At 35.3% G+C, this 21,823-nt stretch carries 17 protein-coding genes; 4 read left to right on the forward strand and 13 right to left on the reverse strand.

The annotated features are described in order from the left end of the window. Positions 1-170 precede the first annotated feature (170 nt). Together SLW70_RS05965 and gcvP are read right to left on the reverse strand one after the other, a co-directional pair. Positions 171-1,229, reverse strand: coding sequence for a ketoacyl-ACP synthase III (locus tag SLW70_RS05965; RefSeq protein ID WP_320891144.1), 1,059 nt, complete (start codon positions 1,227-1,229; stop codon positions 171-173). Positions 1,230-1,461: 232 nt separating this feature from the next. Beyond that, positions 1,462-4,311 (reverse strand): aminomethyl-transferring glycine dehydrogenase, encoded by a 2,850-nt coding sequence (gene gcvP / locus SLW70_RS05970; protein WP_320891146.1) that lies wholly within the window; start codon positions 4,309-4,311, stop codon positions 1,462-1,464. A 226-nt stretch (positions 4,312-4,537) separates the two neighbouring features. Between gcvP and SLW70_RS05975 the strand changes: the two genes are divergently transcribed. Beyond that, positions 4,538-5,350 carry a hypothetical protein gene (locus tag SLW70_RS05975; protein WP_320891148.1) on the forward strand — a complete coding sequence of 271 codons (813 nt, stop codon included), beginning with the start codon at positions 4,538-4,540 and terminating at the stop codon, positions 5,348-5,350. Between the two features lie 125 nt (positions 5,351-5,475). After that, the gene (locus SLW70_RS05980) at positions 5,476-6,588 is read left to right on the forward strand and encodes an ATP-binding protein (RefSeq protein WP_320891150.1); all 1,113 of its coding nucleotides are present in this window, start codon (positions 5,476-5,478) and stop codon (positions 6,586-6,588) included. A 54-nt stretch (positions 6,589-6,642) separates the two neighbouring features. Here SLW70_RS05980 and SLW70_RS05985 read toward each other — a convergent pair whose 3' ends face one another. The 11 genes from SLW70_RS05985 to SLW70_RS06035 form a co-directional block, all read right to left on the reverse strand. Next, on the reverse strand, positions 6,643-8,478 hold the full coding sequence (locus SLW70_RS05985) for an OmpA family protein (RefSeq protein WP_320891151.1): 1,836 nt from the start codon (positions 8,476-8,478) through the stop codon (positions 6,643-6,645). A 15-nt stretch (positions 8,479-8,493) separates the two neighbouring features. Beyond that, positions 8,494-9,423 carry a type IX secretion system membrane protein PorP/SprF gene (locus SLW70_RS05990; protein ID WP_320891152.1) on the reverse strand — a complete coding sequence of 310 codons (930 nt, stop codon included), beginning with the start codon at positions 9,421-9,423 and terminating at the stop codon, positions 8,494-8,496. Between the two features lie 36 nt (positions 9,424-9,459). Then, positions 9,460-11,334, reverse strand: a complete 1,875-nt coding sequence (locus tag SLW70_RS05995) for a gliding motility-associated C-terminal domain-containing protein (RefSeq protein ID WP_320891153.1) — start codon at positions 11,332-11,334, stop codon at positions 9,460-9,462. Between the two features lie 292 nt (positions 11,335-11,626). Further along, positions 11,627-13,654 (reverse strand): M3 family metallopeptidase, encoded by a 2,028-nt coding sequence (locus tag SLW70_RS06000; RefSeq protein WP_320891760.1) that lies wholly within the window; start codon positions 13,652-13,654, stop codon positions 11,627-11,629. Positions 13,655-13,697: 43 nt separating this feature from the next. Beyond that, positions 13,698-14,180 carry a 5-(carboxyamino)imidazole ribonucleotide mutase gene (gene purE / locus SLW70_RS06005; RefSeq protein WP_320891154.1) on the reverse strand — a complete coding sequence of 161 codons (483 nt, stop codon included), beginning with the start codon at positions 14,178-14,180 and terminating at the stop codon, positions 13,698-13,700. A gap of 30 nt (positions 14,181-14,210) precedes the next feature. Beyond that, positions 14,211-14,552: a type II toxin-antitoxin system PemK/MazF family toxin gene (locus SLW70_RS06010; RefSeq protein WP_220759718.1), complete on the reverse strand. Its 342-nt coding sequence runs from the start codon at positions 14,550-14,552 to the stop codon at positions 14,211-14,213. Beyond that, complete coding sequence (locus SLW70_RS06015; protein WP_220759720.1) at positions 14,542-14,772, reverse strand: ribbon-helix-helix domain-containing protein; 231 nt, start codon at positions 14,770-14,772, stop codon at positions 14,542-14,544. Before SLW70_RS06015 ends, SLW70_RS06010 begins: the two co-directional genes overlap by 11 nt. Positions 14,773-14,859: 87 nt before the next feature. Further along, complete coding sequence (locus SLW70_RS06020; protein ID WP_320891155.1) at positions 14,860-16,014, reverse strand: 5-(carboxyamino)imidazole ribonucleotide synthase; 1,155 nt, start codon at positions 16,012-16,014, stop codon at positions 14,860-14,862. A gap of 131 nt (positions 16,015-16,145) precedes the next feature. Next, on the reverse strand, positions 16,146-17,783 hold the full coding sequence (locus tag SLW70_RS06025) for a DUF1501 domain-containing protein (protein ID WP_320891156.1): 1,638 nt from the start codon (positions 17,781-17,783) through the stop codon (positions 16,146-16,148). A gap of 27 nt (positions 17,784-17,810) precedes the next feature. After that, the gene (locus SLW70_RS06030; RefSeq protein WP_320891157.1) at positions 17,811-19,463 is read right to left on the reverse strand and encodes a DUF1800 family protein; all 1,653 of its coding nucleotides are present in this window, start codon (positions 19,461-19,463) and stop codon (positions 17,811-17,813) included. 146 nt (positions 19,464-19,609) lie between these two features. Beyond that, on the reverse strand, positions 19,610-20,158 hold the full coding sequence (locus SLW70_RS06035) for a hypothetical protein (RefSeq protein ID WP_320891158.1): 549 nt from the start codon (positions 20,156-20,158) through the stop codon (positions 19,610-19,612). 279 nt (positions 20,159-20,437) lie between these two features. On the opposite strand from SLW70_RS06035, the gene hpt reads away from it, so the two are divergent. Both hpt and SLW70_RS06045 read left to right on the forward strand, forming a co-directional pair. After that, a complete protein-coding gene (hpt, locus tag SLW70_RS06040) occupies positions 20,438-20,968 on the forward strand; it encodes a hypoxanthine phosphoribosyltransferase (protein WP_320891159.1) in 531 nt (176 codons plus the stop codon). A 115-nt stretch (positions 20,969-21,083) separates the two neighbouring features. After that, positions 21,084-21,656 carry an adenylate kinase gene (locus SLW70_RS06045; RefSeq protein WP_320891160.1) on the forward strand — a complete coding sequence of 191 codons (573 nt, stop codon included), beginning with the start codon at positions 21,084-21,086 and terminating at the stop codon, positions 21,654-21,656. Positions 21,657-21,823: the final 167 nt, after the last annotated feature.

The raw sequence follows: 21,823 nt of genomic DNA on the forward strand, positions 1-21,823 counted from the left end.
CGAAATATTTTTTATGCAAATATCCCTAGCCCAGATAGAAACGAAAAGCCCACGACACTAAAAAGGTAGTTTTTATTGCCTCATAAAAGCGACTGAAAGAAGCTCTTTATGGGGTTTATAAAAACACCTTTTTAGGGTGTGGACTTGTAGTGGATAGCTGGAAATAGCTTCTAATATCGATATACAAAAGCATTGATGTTCATTCCTGCTCCTACAGAAGCAAAAATTACGACATCACCTTTGTTGATTTCGTGGTCTTGAATTTGTCCATTTACTAATAAATCAAAAAGTGTTGGAACCGTTGCCACACTGCTGTTTCCTAATTCATGGATGCACATAGGCATAATGTTTTCAGGAGTAGTTTTGTCGTAGAGTTTATAAAAACGATCTACGATAGCTTCGTCCATTTTTTCGTTAGCTTGGTGAATCAATATTTTTTTGACATCATCAATGGCAACGCCGCTTTTATCAAGGCAGCTTTTCATGGCTAGAGGGACATTTGTAAGTGCAAATTCGTAAATTTTACGACCGTGCATTTTGATGTATCTTGTGTCTGGATCTAAATCTGTATTATATGATTTTCCGAAAAACAAATAATTAGCTTCGTCTATTGCGTAGGTAGCGCTTTCGTATGAAAGTAAACCAGTTTCATTATCTGAGGCTTCTATGATTGTTGCTCCCGCACCATCTGAATAAATCATCGAATCTCTATCGTGGTCATCCACAACACGTGATAACGTTTCAGAGCCTATTACAAGGCAACGTTTTGCCATTCCGGATTTGATAAAAGCATTGGCTTGTAATACACCTTCAATCCAGCCCGGACAACCAAAAAGCAAATCATAAGCCACGCATTTTGGGTTTTTGATTTGGAGTTTGTTTTTGACACGAGTCGCTAAGCTAGGTAGCATATCAGATTGAACAGTACCGTGTTTTACATCGCCAAAGTTGTGTGCAAAAATGATGTAATCAATCGTTTCAGCATCAATATTGGCGGTTGCAATAGCCTTTTGTGCAGCGAAAAAAGCCAAATCAGACGAAGTATATTCATCCTCGGCATAACGTCTTTTTTCGATTCCTGTAATTCCTTTAAACTTGTGTATAATTACATTGTTAGGATATTTGAAAGGGCTACCATCTTCGTTTAGAAAAGTATGTTCGGAGAAGTCGGTATTGTGTATGTTGTTTTCAGGGATGTAACTACCTGAACCGGTTATTTTTATTTTCATGTGGGATTGCCAAAAAAGGTTAAGCTAATTTAAAGATAATAAAGGGATTCTATGAAAAAACAAAGAAGGTTTAGCGATAATTACGAATCTTAAATTGTTTTGATTGAAAGATCTCTTTTTATTGTTGAATTGGAGATGATTTCTTCGTTATACGAGATAAATCGCTGTTTATTACTAAAATGCTAAAAACGCCCCGAAATCACGAGACGTTTTTTAGCAACTTTATTTGTTATTAGTGTTCCATATAAGCCTCGATTGGCGCGCAAGAACATACTAAATTTCTATCTCCAAAAGCATCATCAGCTCTACGAACACTCGGCCAGAATTTGTTTTCGGCAATGTACTCTAATGGGAAAGCAGCTTGCTCTCTAGAATACGGGAAATTCCAAGTTTCGGCAGTTAGCATCGCTAATGTATGCGGTGCATTTTTTAGAACGTTATTTTTGTCTTCAATTGTAGCAGCTTCAATTTCTTTACGAATGGAAATCATCGCATCACAAAAACGATCTAATTCGTCTAAGTTTTCACTTTCTGTAGGTTCAATCATTAAAGTTCCAGCAACTGGGAAAGAAACCGTAGGAGCGTGGAAACCGTAATCCATTAAACGTTTAGCGATGTCAGTTACTTCAATTCCTTTTTGTTTGAAAGGGCGACATTCTAAAATCATTTCGTGAGCCGCACGCCCCATTTCTCCAGAATATAAAGTATCGTAATGACCGCTTAATTTTTCTTTAATGTAATTCGCATTCAAAATAGCATGTTCTGTAGAGGATTTCAACCCTTCAGCACCTAACATTTTGATGTATCCATACGAAATCAAACAAACTAAAGCAGAACCCCATGGCGCTGCAGAAATTGCTGTAATAGCATTTGAACCACCTGTTGGAATAATAGGATTGTTTGGTAAAAATGGCGCTAATTGTGGCGCTACGCAAATCGGTCCTACACCTGGTCCACCACCACCATGAGGGATAGCAAATGTTTTGTGTAGGTTCAAGTGGCAAACGTCAGCACCGATAGTTGCAGGATTTGTTAATCCTACTTGTGCATTCATGTTGGCACCATCCATATATACTTGACCACCGTTATCATGAACGATTTTAGTAATTTCTTTGATAGCACTTTCATAAACACCGTGTGTTGATGGATACGTAATCATTACACATGATAAATTGTCTTTGTGTAAAATCGCTTTTTCACGTAAATCTTCTACGTCAATATTTCCGTTTTCTAGTGTTTTGGTAACAACGACTTTCATTCCTGCCATAGCTGCTGATGCCGGATTGGTACCGTGAGCCGATGATGGTATCAAAGCAATATTTCTGTGGTGATCTCCTCTCGATTGGTGGTAGGCTTGAATCACCATCAATCCTGCATATTCCCCTTGCGCACCTGAGTTAGGTTGCAAAGTAGTTGCTGCAAAACCAGTAATTTCATTTAAGTACTCTTCTAGTTTAGATAGCATTTCTTGGTATCCTTGCGCTTGGTTTAACGGAGCAAACGGGTGAATACTGTTCCAACTTGGAGCACTTAATGGCAACATTTCGGCAGCAGCATTCAATTTCATCGTACAAGAACCTAACGAAATCATGGAGTGATTTAATGCTAAATCTTTACGCTCTAACATTTTGATGTAACGCATCAAAGCGGTTTCAGAGTGGTATTTATTAAATACTTCGTGTTGTAAGAAGCTTGAAGTTCTTATTAAACTTTCTGGGAAATGAAGTGTTTCTGACAATTCACTGATGGTGATGGTTGCTAATTCTTTTGCTGCAGCAAAAATAGAAACCACTTTGTTCAAATCTCCAAAACCGATGGTTTCATTCAACGAAATAGAAACGGTATTTTCGGTTGGATAAAAGAAATTTACCTCATTTGCTTCGGCAATTTCACGTATTTTTTTAGCATCCGCTTTAATAACAATCGTATCAAAGAAAGCCGTATTGGTTTGCTCATAACCTAATTTTGCCAAGGTATTTGCCAATGTCACGGCTGATGCGTGAACTTTGGTAGCAATATATTTCAATCCTCTAGGTCCGTGATAAACAGCATACATACTCGCCATAACCGACAATAAAACCTGTGCTGTACAGATGTTTGAAGTCGCTTTATCGCGCTTGATGTGTTGTTCGCGTGTTTGCAATGCCATACGTAGCGCACGATTTCCGTCAGTATCTACGGTTACACCGATGATTCTTCCTGGCATACTACGTTTATATTCTTCTTTGGTAGCAAAATAAGCAGCATGAGGACCACCATAACCTAACGGGATTCCGAAACGTTGTGTTGTTCCCAAAACTACTGCAGCTCCCATTTCTCCTGGAGGTTTTAATTTAGCCAAACTCAAAATATCAGCTGCAACTGCTACTTTGATATCGTTTTCAGCTGCTTTAGCAATGAAATCGGTGTAGTCGTTTACTTGTCCAAATTTCCCTGGGTATTGTAAAATAGCTCCGAAAAATTCTTCCGAGAAATCAAATTCTTCGTGATTTCCTACTACTAATTCTACGCCAATTGGAGTAGAACGTGTTTGTAAAACAGATAAGGTTTGTGGTAAAATCTCTTCAGACACAAAGAATTTGCACACATTTGCTTTCTTTTGTTCGCGAGTTCTAACATCTAATAACAATGCCATAGCCTCCGCTGCTGCTGTTCCTTCATCAAGAAGGGATGCATTAGCAATTTCCATTCCTGATAATTCGATAACCGTAGTTTGGAAATTCAAGATAGCTTCTAGACGACCTTGAGCAATTTCTGCTTGGTAAGGTGTGTATGCTGTGTACCATCCTGGGCTTTCAAAAACATTTCTTTGGATTACGGCAGGAACAATCGCTTGGTTGTATCCTAAACCGATATAGGTTTTGAACATTTTGTTCTTGCTTCCTAACAACGTAATATGTTTTAAATATTCATATTCCGTCATGGCTGGATCCAAATTTAAAGGTGCTTTTAGACGAATATCATCTGGAAGTGTCTCGTAAATAAGTTGATCAATTGACTCAACTCCGATTGTTTTCAACATCTGTTGTAGGTCTGATTCCTCAGGACCTATGTGTCTTAAAGCAAAAGCATCTGTTTTCATTTGTAGATAATATCTGTTTTTTTGTAAAATGGAATTCACATAAATCATTATTTGTTTCTGTGACAAATATTAGTTCATGCTTATTTCATTTAAATGTAAAAAAGGTTGTTTTTTTCGTGGTGCAAAAATAAACATAATTCCGTTTTAAAGTGCTGTTTTTTAAGATTCATTTTATTTGTTTATTAGATTGCGAAAAAAAATCTATTCAAATGCTTAATTTTGCTAGATGATTCGTTTTCAAACCTTTCTCGATTTTTACATTAAGAGCAGTATTCATGTGGCCTTGTCTGTGTATGCTTTAGTGAGAATGACTCATTTTATGTTTCAAATTCCTTATGATGAACCTATGGCACTTTTTGCTTTTTTCGGTACTGTTGTAGGGTATAACTTTGTAAAATATGATGCATTGGCTCGAGCCAAAAAGAATATGATGCGTAAAGAGTTGAAAATCATCGCTATTTTCAGCTTTTTTTCGTTCATGGCTGTCGGTTTTTATTTTTTTAAATTGGAGTTAGTAACTCAACTTGTGGCGGTTGGAGTTTTGATTATGACTTTGTTATATACACTTCCTTTTTTCCCGAACCAAAAAAATGCCCGAAACTGGGCTGGTGTCAAAATTTATATTGTTGCTTTATGTTGGGTGGGTGTAACTTTGCTATTGCCCTTGGTGAATGCACATCAGGATTTAGGGCTTGATTTTTTTATCAAATGTATTCAACGGTTTGTATTAGTCTTTAACTTGATTTTGGTTTTCGAAATCATCGATTTAACCAATGACGACCCGCACCTCAAAACCGTTCCGCAGCAAATAGGAGTGAAGCAAACTAAAATACTAGGTTTGTTATTGTTGCTGCCGTTTTATTTTTTAGAGTTTTTAAAAACTAATTTTATCCAAAAGCAGTTAGTCGTCAATTTGATATTAGTTGTTTTGCTGGCTTTATTTTTGGTTTTCGCCAATGAAAAGCGCTCTAAGTATTATTCGTCCTTTTGGGTAGAAAGCATCCCGATTCTTTGGTGGTTGATGGTAATTTTACTTTAAAAAACACTAATATTGGTGAATATAATCACCAAATAACACCTTAAATTGGTGAATACGTTCACCAAATAATACCTTAAATTGGTGAATAGAATGTTTTTTTGTACATTTGTTTTAAAATTAAACAAATGATACATAGGTTTTTAACTGAAAATATTGCAACACGACTCAATAAAGGGAAAGCAATTGTACTTATAGGACCTCGTCAGGTAGGGAAAACTACAATGGTTCATGAGTTGTTAAAAGGGATTCCTTTTTTGTTTCTTGATGGAGATGATGCTGTTGTGGTTGAAACTTTGTCGAATGCGAATACCGAAACGTTAAAAAATATAATAGGTGACTATAAATATGTTTTTATTGATGAGGTACAACGCATACCCAATATTGGTTTGAAATTAAAAATCATTGTTGATCAAATCAAAGATGTTCAGGTGATTGTAAGTGGTTCCTCGGCTTTTGATATCAATCATGTGACACAAGAACCGCTTACAGGACGAAAGTTTGAATACCATTTGTATCCTATTTCGTGGAATGAATTTGAAAAAAATGTTGGTTATATAAAAGCGCAACAACAATTGGAAATTCGATTGTTGTATGGGATGTATCCTGATGTGATTAATAATCTAGGAAATGAATATGAAATTCTTAAAAACGTAGTGTCGAGTTATTTGTATAAAGATATTTTGAGCTTGGCTGGGATTCGGAAATCCGAAGTTTTGGAGAAAATTTTACAGGCTTTAGCGTTTCAAATAGGAAGTGAGGTGAGTTATAATGAAATCGCCCAACTAGTAGGAGTGGATAAAAATACGGTTAGTAATTATATTGATTTACTCGAAAAAAGCTTTGTGATTTTTAGACTAAATAGTTTTACCAGAAACCACAGAAACGAGATTAAGGCCAATAAAAAAATCTATTTTTACGATACTGGGGTTCGTAATATGTTGATTGGAAATTTTAATTTTTTAGAGTTCCGACAAGACAAAGGGGCACTTTGGGAGAATTTTTTGATTTCTGAAAGAATGAAATTATTAAGTTATGAAAATCGGAATGCCAAACCTTATTTTTGGCGAACTACCCAGCAACAAGAAGTGGATTATGTAGAGGTAGTTGCCGACGAAGTAAATGCTTTTGAAATCAAATGGAAAGCTAAGAAAGCAAAACTGCCCAAAGCGTTTTCAGATAATTATTCAGGGAATTTTACTGTTGTTACAGCAGATAATTTTAGGGAGTTTTTGAAATAAAAAAACCGAAGCATTTCTACTTCGGTACTTTAAAATCTATTTGTAAATTTTCTGTTAATTTGTAAAAAGTTCAATAACGCATTTTCTTTCTTTTGCACTTGCTTTCTTGCATTCGTCCGTGTTTCCACAGTTGATTACCGCCATAGAGTTTCCATGAGCGACATATTCGATTTTTTCTGCTGGAATTCCTTTTGAAGTTAAATATTTTTTTACGGCAAGAGCTCTTTCCTTAGACAGTTTCAAATTGTATTGAGAAGTTCCAATAGCATCCGTATAGGCTTCAATTCGTACATTCATATCTGGATTTGCTTTGATTGTTGCAACTGAAGCATCTAAACTTGTTTTATAAGAGTTAGTGATTTTAGATTGATCAAAATCAAAGTAAATAGGGTCAAATACAGGTTTTTTAGGTACGTCCTTAACTAAAGCAATTTCTTTTTTTAAACCTGCTTCTGGAGCCAAAAACGTGCTGCTGTTTTCTTTATATTGTTCTTTGTTAACAACAATTGTATAGGTAACACCTGGTTTGATTTGGAAAGAATATTTACCATCATTACCAACAGTAATTTCTTTTGAAACGTCAAAACTACTATCTGTTAAGTTAATTGATGCTCCTGACACAGGATTGTTTGTGCTTGAATCAACTATAGTACCACTAATAAATGATTTTGTTATTGTATTACTAAAACGGTATATGTTATCAACCAATGAACCTTCTCTGTTTGAAGCAAAATAACCTAAGGTTTTTGTTCCATTTATAATAAAAGAAAAATCATCTGCACTACTATTAATTACATCACCTAAATTTTGTGGTGTTTCAAAAGTGCCGTTTGTTGATTTGCTTTTAAAAATGTCTAGACCTCCTAATCCTAAAAGTCCTTCTGAAGCAAAATATAAGGTGTTGTCATCACTAATAAAAGGGAATTGTTCCGCTTTATTTGTATTTATTATTGTACCTAAATTACTAGGTTTTCCATAAGTTCCATCTGCATTAATTGAAACAACATAAATGTCAGTACTGCCTAATGTTCCTGGCATATCAGAAGCAAAATACAATTGTTTTCCATCTGCACTTAAAGACGGATGAGCAATTGAATAATTATCACCGTTAAATGGTAATTCGGTTATGTTTCCCCAAATCCCATTGGTAAGTGTCGCTTTGTAAACTTTCAGTTGAGTTATTTTATTCTCATCCTTTATTCTTTTACCATTATCATTATTGTTTCTAGTAAAATAAACTGTTTTGCCATCTTTACTAAAAGTTGCATTTGACTCATGAATATCAGAGTTTAGGCTTTTTGAAAATGCTTTTGCCGATTGAATGTCTCCATTTTGTTCTATAGCACCTACATAAAGATCTAAATAAGGTTGGTTGTTCCATTTGTAAATTTTTCCATTTCCACGTGAAGAAGCAAAAACAAGACTATCTCCATAAAAACTTGGTGCAAAATCAGAAGTTGTAGAATTTGTGGTTATTTTTTCTATTTTTGAGCTAGTTATACTGTTGTTTTTTAGGTTTTTGAAGTATTCATTAGTATTTACTTTTTTACCTGTAGCTTTTTGAAAATAGATGTCAGCAGTAGTATAATCGCCAGTACTTCTTAGGGTTTGGTTGTATTTGTATAAATAATCAATGCTTACATTTTTCTCGTATTTTTTTACCAAGATACCATACCATTTTTTTGCTTCAGGCATATCCTTGGTATTATAATATGCATCTCCCAATTTTTCTAAAACTTCCTGAGATTTAGACTCTATTTTCAAAAGTTCGGTAATCGCTTTTGAATAGTCTTTCTGATTTAATAGATTATCAATTTTTTTTAAGCTTTGTGCTCTTGTTGAAGTAGTAAATGCTACAAGAGTCAAAAATATAGTTACAATTTTTTTCATTGTTATGTGTTTTTATTAAAAGAATCTTGGAGATTTGTCGTAGCCTTTGTTAAATAATAATCCTAAATCATATAAAAGAATAAATTCATGCGATGCTGAGGTAACAGCATTCAAATTATTTGTGATACGATCATAAGCATATCCAATTCTTAATTCTGGAGTTATTCTAATATTGATTAATCCACTAAAAGATTCTTCAAGACGATAACCAGCTCCCAATTCAATTCGATTGTTGTATAATATATTTGCTGTAGCATCCAAAGATATTGGAGAACCTTGAACATATTTTGTCATAAAGGCAGGCTTTAATTTAAATTGATCACTTAAATTAAATACATAACCAGCGGTTAAATACGAGACCATCGCTTCTCTACCAACATATTCGCCGTTACTGACATCAATATGTTTTGAGTTAATTAAATTCGCAACAGATAATCCAGCATAGAATTTGTCTGTATTATAATAGGCTCCTAATCCAAAGTTTAAAAAGGCTTTGGAAATATCATTCTCAAAAGCTTTGTCAGGAGTTGTTGATTCTAATTCTACGGAGCTAAAGTCAGTATCATAGATATTTACTCCCGCTTTAATACCAAAAGATAAACTTCTTTGGTTTCCCAAATTCAATTTATAAGCATAATCAGCATTTATGTTTTTAGAATGTAAAAAATTCCCAACTTTATCATTAGTAAAAGATATGCCTGCTTCAACATTATCTGTAAACGCTTTGTGAGCAAAGAATGAGGTTGTTAACGGTCCATTTAAACCAGTCCATTGTTTTCTATGAATTAAACCAAAGTTTATAGCTTCTGTCTGTCCTGTTGTATAAGCAGGGTTTATAATACTCATATTATACATGTATTGAGTGAATTGTGGTGTTTGTTGGGCTTTTACATTAAAAGAAAAACCAACGATTAATAATATTATGATTATTTTAATTTTAGTCATTTTCAACTTTATTAGATGATTTTTTAATTTTTAGAATTATCTACTCAAGTATAATTCTCCTGAAGTTGGTTCTTTGCCGTCTATATTAAATGTAATAAGGAAGTAATAAACACCTACTGGAACTAAATCTCCCGTTCCATCTTTTCTTCCGTTCCATTCTGGAGTGTTTGCATTTCCTTTATAGACTGTTCTTCCCCATCTGTTAAAAATTTCAATAGTAAAATTAGGGTATAGGTTCTTAATATAAGATGTAGAATAAGTATCGTTTACGCCATCATCATTAGGGGAAAATCCAGTATATATCACATCTTCAGGACATTTATATTTAATAGTGATTGATTTTCTTGTAGGGTTTTCACATCCTGTTCCATCATTTTTACTTGCTGCCCAGTAAATTTGATCTGCTTTTAGTTCTGTAGTTTGTGATATTGAAGTAGTCCCCGTTTCAGTTTCATACCAAAAAATAGAATTTCCTTCAGTTGTCGATGCGATTAAGTCAGCAATTGTTGGAATTTTTGGCGCAGGACAAAATTCCATTTCATCATTAGGCACTGTAACGTCTCCAGCAGTAGTAATTGAAGCAGACACCTTTAATCGTGAAGGACTTGGGCAACCATTTGTAGATTTTGCCTCTGCCCAATAATCACCCTCAGTTAACTTTGTTGACGAATTCAAGGCAGTTGTTCCAGTTTCGGTAGCATACCACGAAATGTTTGTGCCAGTTGTCGTTGTTAAATTAGCAACTATTGGATTTTGTGTTGAACAGAAATTTTGTATTGCTTTCCCAGTTGGAGTTGTTGGTATGGCATCTGCAATAACTTCATAAAATAACTGTAATGTTATTCCGTTAGTTAGCATATCTAATCTATATTTTTGACTGCCAGCTGTTGCGGTTATAGTTAAGTCTGCTTTAGTTTCTCCAGAAATTATTTCGTATAAGTTAGTTGTCGTATTTAATTTATACCATTGAAGACCTGTTGTAGCTGTAAACTCAAAAATAGGATAAGAAAAATGCACATTAGTATTTCCGGCATCATTCCATTGAGCTCCCCTATTTTGGAATTCAAATTGAGCATATCCTTCAATATTTCCAGGGCTATTTTGGTATAGCAAATATCCTGGAGGCACTCCTGGGTTTGGATAATAGTTATTAGGTTCTGTAGCAGACCAATTATTATATGATGAAGTTACTTTAGTACCATTTATCCAATACCAACCACCAAATGTGTCTTTTGCCTCTGAGTAGTCTGAGGCATTTTCATACTGCTTTAAACCTAGCCAAAGAGCAATATTATCATCACCTGTATATCCTTTACTTTGTAATCCCGTATAGACTGTGGCTTCTTCTAATTGACTGTTTATTATGTACATTGAAGCTCCTGGAATAGAGCTAATGAGGGTATTGGCATCCTCCCATGTCATGGCAGTGGGTTTTATATAATAAGTTGAGTTTCCGAATTGAGTTATTTTGATTAAATTTAAACCCTTGCCATTCGTGTTTTCTGCGGTAAACTGTTCTTCAGAAAGAATGTTGTTGGCAGTTATTTTTACCACATTTCCAGCACAAACAGGGTTTGATTTATTAGCTGAAATTGTTGGAGAAATTTCATAAACAATAGTTTGTAAACGTGTTCCAATGGGAGCAATAGGAGTTGTCTGTAAATAATAGGTTTTACCACTTTGAAGTGGTGTTGTGGGTAATAATGCATTTCCTCCAGTTAGGGTATCATACCAGGTAGCTGTGGAACCTGATGGTAAATCAATAACTTTTAAATCTGCTACTGTATAAGTCTTTGTAACAGAGTTTAAATAAGTAAAAGTTAATTCTACTTTAACGTTTTGAGTCCATGAAAAATTCCAAATAAGGAGTATTCCTATTTGAAATATTTTTTTTAAGTTAGTTATTTTCATTTGGTTAATTGCTTAGTTAACAGGTTATATTTGATGAAAATTAATAATGATTTTGCCACTATTACTGTTACAAACCTAATGGGTAATTCGCTTAAAAAAATTTTTAAGAACTATATTTAAACTAGACAAAGGAATAGTTATATGAAGAAATATTAATAATATTAGATGAATTTTGTGGAGATTAAATTTTTTTCATTCGTTATTGAGGTAATGTTGCATAATGTCAAGATCTTTTTTAGTTTACAAAAAAAACCGAAGCATCACTACTTCGGTTTGTATTTGTATTTAATTTCTATAAAAGCCCCGCTCTTTTCAACAAAGCATCTGGTTTTGGTTCTTGACCTCTAAAGCGTTTGTATAATTCCATTGGTGGTTCAGTGCCTCCTTTAGAGAGAATGTTTTCTTTGAATTTGGTAGCCACTTCTTTGTCAAAAATCCCTTTTTCTTGGAAATATTCGAAGGCATCAGCATCTAGAACTTCGGCCCATTTATAGCTGTAATAGCCTGATGAATAGCCTCCTTGAAAGATGTGAGAGAACGCCGTACTCATAGCATTTTCGGCTACATCTGGATATAATTGCGTGTTTTTGAACTGTTCGGTTTCGAATGCTTTTACATCTGTAATCGCTGTTGGGTTTTGTCCGTGCCAACCCATGTCGAGTAATCCAAAACTCAACTGGCGTAACGTGGCTAAACCTTCTTGGAAACTGGCGCTTTCTTTGATTTTTTCAACATATTCTTGCGGAATCACTTCGCCCGTTTGGTAATGCGTGGCGAATATAGCCAAGGCTTCTGGCTCGTAACACCAGTTTTCCATCACCTGAGACGGCAATTCAACAAAATCCCAATATACTGAGGTTCCAGATAAACTCGGGTAAGTAGTGTTAGCCAGCATGCCGTGTAATCCATGTCCAAATTCATGAAATAAAGTAGTTACTTCGTTAAAAGTCAATAAGGACGGTTTAGTTTCCGTAGGTTTGGTAAAGTTGCAAACATTCGAAATATGTGGCCTTTCGTTTACGCCATCTTTCACATATTGCGATTTGAACGAAGTCATCCAGGCACCGTTGCGTTTTCCTTTTCTTGGGAAAAAGTCGGCGTAGAAAATAGCAACCAGCTTGTTGTTTTCGTCGGTAACTTCATAAGTCATCACTTCTTCGTGGTATTTGTCAATATCAAATACTTCGGTAAAAGTAAGTCCGTATAATTTTTTAGCAATCGTAAAAGCCCCGTTCAAGACTTTTTCTAGTTGGAAATAAGGCTTTAATTTTTCATCATCCAAATTAAACAGCTGTTGTTTTAATTTTTCCGAATAATAGCCACCATCCCATTTTTCCAAGGTTTCGATTCCGTCTAGTTTTTTGGCGAAAGCAGACAGTTCAGCAAACTCTTTTTGGGCTGCGGGTTTGGCTTTGGCCAACATATCATTCAAAAAAGAAGTCACTTTTTCAGGACTTTCGGCCATACGTTCCTCTAGTACAAAATGAGCATGCGTAGCATAACCTAATAACTGGGCGCGCTCAAAACGCAGTTTGGCAATTTTTAAAACAATTTCTTGATTGTCGTATTCATTGTTTTGAAATCCTCTTGCGCCAAAAGCAATCGCTAATTTTTTGCGCAATTCACGATTATCCGCATAGGTCATAAACGGAATATAACTTGGGTGGTCTAAGGTGAAAATCCAGCCTTCTTTGTCTTGGGCTTTCGCCAAAGAACGTGCGGCTTCAATAGTGCCTTCCGGTAAACCAGCTAAGTCTTTTTCGTCTGTCAAATGCATCTGGAAAGCATTGGTTTCTGCCAAAACATTTTCGCCAAATTGCAAACTCAATTTCGACAATTCCTTGTCGATTTCACGTAGTTTATTTTTCTTGTCTTCGGATAAATTAGCCCCGTTGCGCGAAAAGCTTTTGTATTTTTTATCTAATAAAGTGCTTTGTTCAGGAGTTAAGTCCAATGAATCTTTGGCTTCATAAACCGTTTTAACACGAGCAAATAATTCCGGATTCAAACGGATGTCATTCCCGAATTCTGATAACAAAGGCGAAATCTCTTGAGCGATTTTTTGCATTTCGTCATTGGTCTCTGCCGAATTCAAATTGAAGAAAATACTAGAAGCTCTGTCCAAGATATCTCCAGAGTAATCCATAGCTTCGATAGTGTTCTCGAATGTAGGCGTTTCAGGATTGTTTACAATGGCGTCAATTTCGGCTTTCGCCAAAGCAATTCCTTCTTGAATCGCAGGCAAATAATCGCCGATTTTTATTTTTGAAAAAGGAGCGGTATTGTGTTTGGTATCGAAATGTTGAGTAAGTATTTCCATATTTTTGAAGGGACAGGTCGCGACCTGTCCGTACATTGTTTAATTATTTTTTCAATCCTTCCGAGGCCTTGATAACGGCTTCTTTTAGGCTTAATTTATAAGCCACAATTTTGTTTAAAATTTCAGTATTAGCACTTCCTATAATTTGTGCAGCTAAGATTCCAGCGTTTTTAGCTCCATTAAGTGCTACAGTGGCTACAGGAACTCCTCCTGGCATTTGCAAAATAGATAAAACCGAATCCCAGCCATCAATTGAATTGCTTGATTTTACAGGAACTCCAATAACAGGTAGTGGTGACATCGAAGCCACCATTCCTGGTAAATGCGCCGCTCCACCAGCACCAGCAATAATTACTGAAATGCCACGATTGTGAGCGTTGTTGCTGAAATCAAATAATTTTTCAGGAGTTCTATGTGCGGATACAATATCCACTTCTACTTCAATATCAAATGATTTTAATATATCGATGGCATCTTGCATTACGGGCATATCGGAGATGCTTCCCATGATTACGGCTACTTTCATTTTCTTTTTTTTTATGCTTTTTGAAATTTATTATTCCAATATTATTTTTAAATTTTCTTTTACTTTTTGAGCTAGTTTGTTCGGTAAAACACCGATTTTCTTTATAAGTCTCGTGTTGTCAATTGCTCTGATTTGATCAATCATAATGTCGCAATCTTTTTCGGTGTTTGCAATTCCTTTGGGAATATGAACACGTAAAATTTCAGCTTTAGGTTGTACAATAGTGGTCAAAGGACAAATAATAGTTGAAGGATGATTAGCTTCATTGAGTAAATTTGTTTGAATAATCAATACAGGTCTTATTTTTCCTGATTCAGTACCATTTCGAGGATTTAAATCGGCAAGCCAAATTTCGTATTGATTAATTTTCATAATCAAAATCTTCAAATTCTTTTAAAACATCCATTGAGTTTTCAGCTACTAATTTGGATTCGAATTTTAATTTTTTAGCTAATAAACTTTTTCTATTCAGTTTATTATAAAACTCGATTGCTTCATTGATGTAGCGATTTCGAGGTTTATTGAGTGATTCCAAAATAGTTTCAGTTTCGCCAAATATTTCGTCATCAATTTTTAAAGATATCGTTTTCATAACGCAATTATTTTCTATAAAGGTATATATAAAAAGTATATACTAATTATAATAATAATATAAAATTGCATAACCGATATCATTTTACTAACCACTAATCACTCTAATTGTATTTTTTACCTCCTCAGCAATTTTTCGGGCTTCGGACATGTTTTCGTTGACGATGGTTACGTGGCCCATTTTTCTAAAAGGGCGCGTTTGTTTTTTACCATAAATATGAGGAGTTACACCGTTCCATCCTAAAATAGTTTCGATGTTCTCATAAACCACATTTCCAGAAAAACCTTCGGCTCCCACTAGGTTTACCATGATTCCGGCCACTTTACTGTCGGTATTTCCTAATGGTAAGTCCAAGATGGCGCGTAAATGATTCTCAAATTGGGAAGTATAACTTGCTTCAATAGAATAATGACCGGAGTTGTGTGGGCGAGGAGCCACTTCGTTTACGATTACTTGGTCATCTTCGGTTTGGAACATTTCAACGGCCAATAATCCCACATGATTGAATTTCTCTGACACATTCAATGCGATGGCTCTGGCTTTTTCGGCTAGGGAATCGTCTATACGAGCAGGGCAAATTACATATTCCACTTGGTTGGCTTCTGGATGAAATTCCATTTCGACCACAGGATAGGTTTTGATTTCGCCAGAAGGATTGCGGCACACGATAACGGCCAATTCATTCTTGAACGGCACCATCTCTTCGGCAATACATTCTACGTTAGGCATATTCTCAAAATCCGAAGTGGCGCGAATTATTTTCACACCGTTTCCGTCATAACCAAATTCGGTGCATTTCCATACAAACGGAATCAAGACTTCTTCTCTTTCGACTGCTTTTTGCAAGGCTTTCAAATCAGGAAAACGCTTGTAGTCCGCTGTAGGGATATTATTTTGGGTGTAAAAATCTTTTTGAACGCCTTTGTTTTGAATCAAACGAAGGGTTTTTGGCGAAGGATAAACAGGTAATCCTTCGGCTTCTAATTTTTCTAAGGCTTCTAAATTGACCAATTCAATTTCGAAAGTCAAAACATCGACTTTTTTTCCAAAATTATATACGGTTTCAAAATCCATCAAATCTCCTTGGAAGAATTGATTGCAAGCTACTTTACTTGGTGAGTCTTCACTAGGGTCTAAAACATAGGTTTGAATGTCAAACTTACGTGTGTCAAATAACAACATTTTACCTAGTTGTCCACCACCTAGAATTCCCAATTTAAAATCAGAAGAAAAATAATTCATTTGTTTATGTTATTGTTTATTAACGGTCAAATGCAGTCGCTCCGCTCGTGTCATTGTAATTTGTTTGTTGCGGGCAAAGATACTTTTTAATTGGGAATATTAAAAAGAGTTAAAACTCAAAAACAACAACATTAACGACGAACAATAATTTTTTTAGTTAAAACCCCATTGTCAGTCTCAATTTTTAAAATATAAATACCTACCGCCAATTGGCTAGTACTGATGGTGAATTGCGTAGCAGTTTCTGGATTCAAATATCTGTGTAAAGCGCGTCCGTCCATAGTATTTATGGTTATAGCATTAATAGTGTTATTTACGGTGCTAACTGTAACGCTTTCAGATGTTGGATTAGGGAAGATTACAATCGATGTTTCAGTTTTAAAATCACGCACTCCTAGAATGTTGTCGATATAGCAACTTTCAGCAACAGTTTGAGATTCTTTGATTACTTGGGCTACTTTTTTATTTGAGAAGCCAGAATTATTGGTTTTGTCGTAAAAAGTCAAGTCTAAAACTCGGTTGCTAGCTCCTAACCAATCTTGCAAAATGGTACTATATACTCTTCGATAATCGTGTTGAACGGTATATAGTTGGTAATCATTAGTAGATTTGGCTTCGTCAAGATTCACATTGGTTCCTGAAATACCAGGATTAATGGATTTTCCAAAAACAAACATAGGGGCAATTTGACCATGGTCCGTTCCAAGGCTGGCATTTCCGCCTGCTTTTCGACCAAATTCAGAAAAAGTAACCGTGACCACATCCTCACCTAAATTTTGATTGTTTAGGTCGGTAACGAAGTTTTTGATGGAATCCGATAGTTCTGTTAGTAAGTCGGCATGTTTTCCTAAATGGGAATCGGTTGTGGAAGCCACTTGAGCAGCATGGGTGTCAAATCCACCAATTTTCACCAAATAAATTTTGGATTTTAATCCTCCAGAAATAAATCGAGCTACTGATTTTAATTGGTTGGATAAACTAGAACTGGAATAAGTAACAGAATTTGAACCGTTATTGAAAGCAGTTGAAATGGTTTCTGCATAGGTTTTGGTGGTAGTGTCGTTTTCTAAAATGTATTTAATTAAATTCCCGTATTCAGAATTTGGGATATTCGTAGGAGCTGCTCCTCCTAATCCATTGATGACCGAATAAAAACCAGCAGGGTTTTGACCGTTAATATTGATTGATAAAGTATTGCCGCTAGTATCGTGAAAACCTAATGAGTTGTCATTACTGCCTAATTGAATTCCAAGTGGAAAATTAGCGTTTAAAAAATTAGCATAAAAATTTTCAATAAATCGAGCCATCCAGCCGTCTTGTAAATTAGAGTTGGCTTGGGTTCCATCACCGCCTCTTAGCCATAAATCAGTAGAGCCAAAATGAGATTTATCTTGATTGGGATAACCTACTCCTTGAATAATTCGCATTAATCCTTGATCGTATAAACTTTTGAAAGCCGTCAATGCAGGGTGTAATCCTACTTGATCATTAAGAGCCAAGGTAGAATCGAGTTGGATAATGCCATTGGCACCCGAATTATTGAGTTTAATAGTAGGGCGTAAGCTAGCGTATTTGTCATATTGATTAATAGGGACCAAGGTGTTGAGTCCATCATTGGCGCCTGATAATTGGATAAGAACTATTTTTTTAGCACTAAGATCAGGACAAGCATTCATGCCTGCTGATTTGAAAAGAGCAAATACCTCTGTAGGCAACATCGATAGTGCACTGGCGGAGGACGTCAATTTTATAAAGTTTCTTCTTTTCATGGGATAAATATTGAAGGCGATGAAAAATTAAAATATTTGAGTTTCGGGTGCGCGTAAAATAGCAGTCAATAATGCTTTTAAACGCGGTTCGATGACTTTAATATTGCCCGTATTGATATAGTCTGTCCAAGCAGATTTCCAGTAGAAGGTTGCTAGGTCTTGAAGCAAATAGGCGTTCATAAAGTAATTGATTCGATCCGTATCAGGTTCTTGTGCAAATAAAGCTTTGCAAAGTTCAGAGGTGAGCGTGAAAGCATCACTAGGGTCGGAAATGATACCGCTGTTTTTGATTACAGGTATGATGTCAATTTTAGCGTAAATATTATTGTTGGCATTGATGAGGTTTTTGCCTTCAATCATTGATTCGCCTAAACGATAACGGGCAATCAAAGTGGCTGCCGATATCCAGTTTTTGTCAAACTCAGGTGCTTTGTAATAAGCAAAATGTCCCGCAACATTTTCAGGGCTAAAAATAAGCATGTCTGATAAAGTAAGGTAGGTATTGTGCACAAATCCGTTCCAAAAACGGATATAATAATCGTTTGGATTGGTATTTGGATTTGGGATAGTAGCACTCAAATAGGTGCAAATTTCAGAAACTTGTTGAATAGGAGATTTGATAATTCCACCAATAGTTTCGTCATTACTATCGCTATCATCTAGGTCGTAAAAATGCAAACTTTGTAATAAGCGCCTCACGGTAGGTGCAAGCTCGTAATTATTTGCTTTCAATTCGGTAGCAAGAGGTATGATAATATCTGTTTCAACCTCTGATGTAATGGTTCCTTTTACGAAGTAAATATATAGTTTTCGACAGATGTTAAGCGCTGTAGCTTGTTTGTTAAAAATCATTTCAACAAAGTCATTCAGCTCTCTATCCATATCTGTTGCATTTGTTGCTGGGGAGATGGAAGCGCTATCAAAAGCGGCGCTGAATCTTTTTGTGGTTACATCATGACGCGTAAAATCATAATAGCCTCTTGGGATATTGGTATCAGGATCATTGACATAAGTATCTGTTTTTTGTCTGAAGCCAGTTAATACTTTCGCGGCTTCCACAATATCATTTTCAGTATAATTGGTGTAGTCTCCAGGGCCTACTTGAGGGCCTTTACCAATGGTGAAAAGTTCTAGAAATTCTCGAGCATAATTTTGGTTGGGCGCTGTCTTGGTGTTTGTATTGTTGTTTAGATAATACAACATGGAATTATCCAAGGACATTTTTTTTGCCAATGTTTTGTAATTACCAAACGAATAATGAAGCAATAGTCGTAAATGATGGAAAAAGGAAGTTGAACGTTTCCCTACAGCATCCTCTTTATTGACCGTGAATCGAGTGGATAAAAAGTACGATAATTTGAATTTAAGGTTGGGACTGTTAATTGCATTGTACCACCACCATCCAGCTACGATTCGGGATTTTACATTTTCGTTGGTATAGTTGATTACAGGTACAGTTTCAGTCCAAAAACCAGCCTCGACTCCATTGTATAAACTAGTGTCATAAGGCAGGTTTACAGCTAATGGCTTTTCCTGAAATAAAAGATCTAATGCTTGAGTAGGCGTCAATAAGGCATATTGGTCAACAAGACTTTTAGTGTAAACAAAGGTGGCGCGTCGTAATAAATGGCGCGCATTTTTTTTACCTAAAACGGAGGAGTTTGTAGCTAGTGAAGCCATGGTGTAATGGGTTGGTTCTTAGTTATTTGATTTTTGGTTGTTCAAATATAATTAAAAGTTCCATTGGTTTTTAAAAAAAGATAGGGCGCTACTAAATCGAGATAATAAGTAACTGTGTTACCATGTTTGAGAGTAAAATTTAAGTACTATTTTAACTTCTTCAAAATATGTTTTGAAACGGCCTTGTAGGCTGCCGTATGAGTGCTGAAATCTTTTACCAAAATCGTTTTTAATTCGGGATGAATCCAATCGTATTCATTGCCTAACAAATATAAACAACGCATCGCGTATACTTTTGCAGCGACTTTAGCATCGTTGATTAACCAGTCAAAATTTGTTTCAATAAGGTCTTGACGTTGTTCTTCTGTTAGTGTGATTCTATCGTCAGTTTTTTTATAATGCGCTTCAAGAAGTAAATAAAGCACTTTGGCAATAGGGCGAATGGCACTTTCATTCGTTAATTTTTGAGACTTGGAACAAATCAAATCTAAATAGGGTTGAAACCATTCTAGTTTTTCATACGCCATCAATTCCATTGCCCAGCAGGCTTTGTAGTGATTGGGATTGTCAATTTCGAAACAAGAAAAAAGAAATAGATCGAGTAACTCAGGGCGAGCCAACATATAATCAGCAGTGCTTTGCCGACTATTTTTATAGCCTGTAGTTTGTTCGATAATGGATTCTAATTCCGTCATTTGGTATGAAAATTTATTTCAAAACAGTTTTCAAAACAAAGATTCAAATTTTTCATTGAAAATCAAACATTGATGAAGTTGTTTCACAAAGATTCACAAAGAGCCGCAGCGTTACACAAAGTATTACTGTTTTTGATTTTAAAAAAGCTTTGTGAATCTTAGTGTCTCCTTTGTGCTCTTAGTGTTTGAACTTTTTCAATGCCAAAGCGCTAACCACAAGTAAAACCTTTTTTTAGTAAACACAATTCTGTATCTTTGTCGATTATTCAAAACAAAACAATGATTCAACTACACGACAAACAATTTGAACCTTTTATTTCTGCAAAAGAAATAGAGTTTGCAATTGAACAAATGGTGCGAATGGTTGAAAATGATTTTGTTGGTGAAACCCCAGTTTTTATTGGTGTGCTCAATGGTTCTTTTATGGTTGTTTCTGATTTTATGAAGCAATATAAAGGCGCTTGTGAACTAAGTTTTATTAAGTTGTCTTCTTATGAAGGAACTAGCTCGACAGCGGAAGTAAAACAACTCATTGGTTTGAACCAAGATTTAGCGGGACGAAGCGTTGTCATTATCGAAGATATTATCGATACTGGAAATACATTAGAGGAGTTAAAAGCACTGTTCAAAAAACAAAATGTAAAACATTTTAAGATTGCTACCCTTTTCTTGAAGCCTGAAGCTTATAAAAAAGACATCAAAATTGATTACGTAGGAATCCGAATTCCAAATAAGTTTATCGTAGGATATGGTTTGGATTATAATGAATTAGGGCGCAATTTACCCGAAGTTTATCAAGTAGTAGAATAAAAAAAATAAAATAATCGAAAAGATATAAAAAAGCTAAATTTATGGAGTTTACTTCTTTTGGTTTTTTTAACTGTTTTCAATTTGTTACATTAAAAATTAAAATTTAAAAAAGAATATGATTAACATTGTTTTATTTGGGAAACCAGGTGCAGGAAAAGGAACACAAGCCGAATTTTTGAAAGAAAAATACAATTTGACACATCTTTCAACAGGAGATATTTTTCGTTTCAACATGAAAAATGACACTGATTTAGGAAAATTGGCAAAATCATATATCAATCAAGGAGAATTGGTTCCAGATGAAGTAACCATTAAAATGCTTGAGGATGAGGTGAATAATAACCTGGATTCAAAAGGATTTTTATTTGATGGATTCCCTAGAACAATTGCTCAGGCAGATGCTTTGGATGCATTTTTGCAATCTAAAGGATGGAACATTACCGGGACAGTAGCATTAGAGGCTGATGATAATATTCTTGTGGCACGTTTGCTTGAAAGAGGAAAAACTTCTGGAAGAGCTGATGACCAAGACGAAGAAAAAATCCGTAATCGTTACGACGAATACAACGAAAAAACAGCACCATTAATCGGGTACTATAAGGAACAAAATAAGTTTCACGCCGTAAACGGTATAGGAACAATTGAAGAAATTACAGAGAGATTATCGCAAGTTATTGATAATTTGTAGCAATTTCCAGCTGTACGTTACAAGTCCTCGTTCTTACCACCTATTTTTCTAAGCCATAAAAGGAGCTTCCTCCGGTCGCTCTTTTCTAGCAAGAAAAATAAGTGGTAAGTACTCCGGGCTTTTCACTACCATCTGGGCTAATTAAAACAATGGAAATACTCATCATA

The organism is Flavobacterium sp. NG2 (assembly GCF_034119845.1).
Classification (GTDB): Bacteria; Bacteroidota; Bacteroidia; order Flavobacteriales; family Flavobacteriaceae; genus Flavobacterium.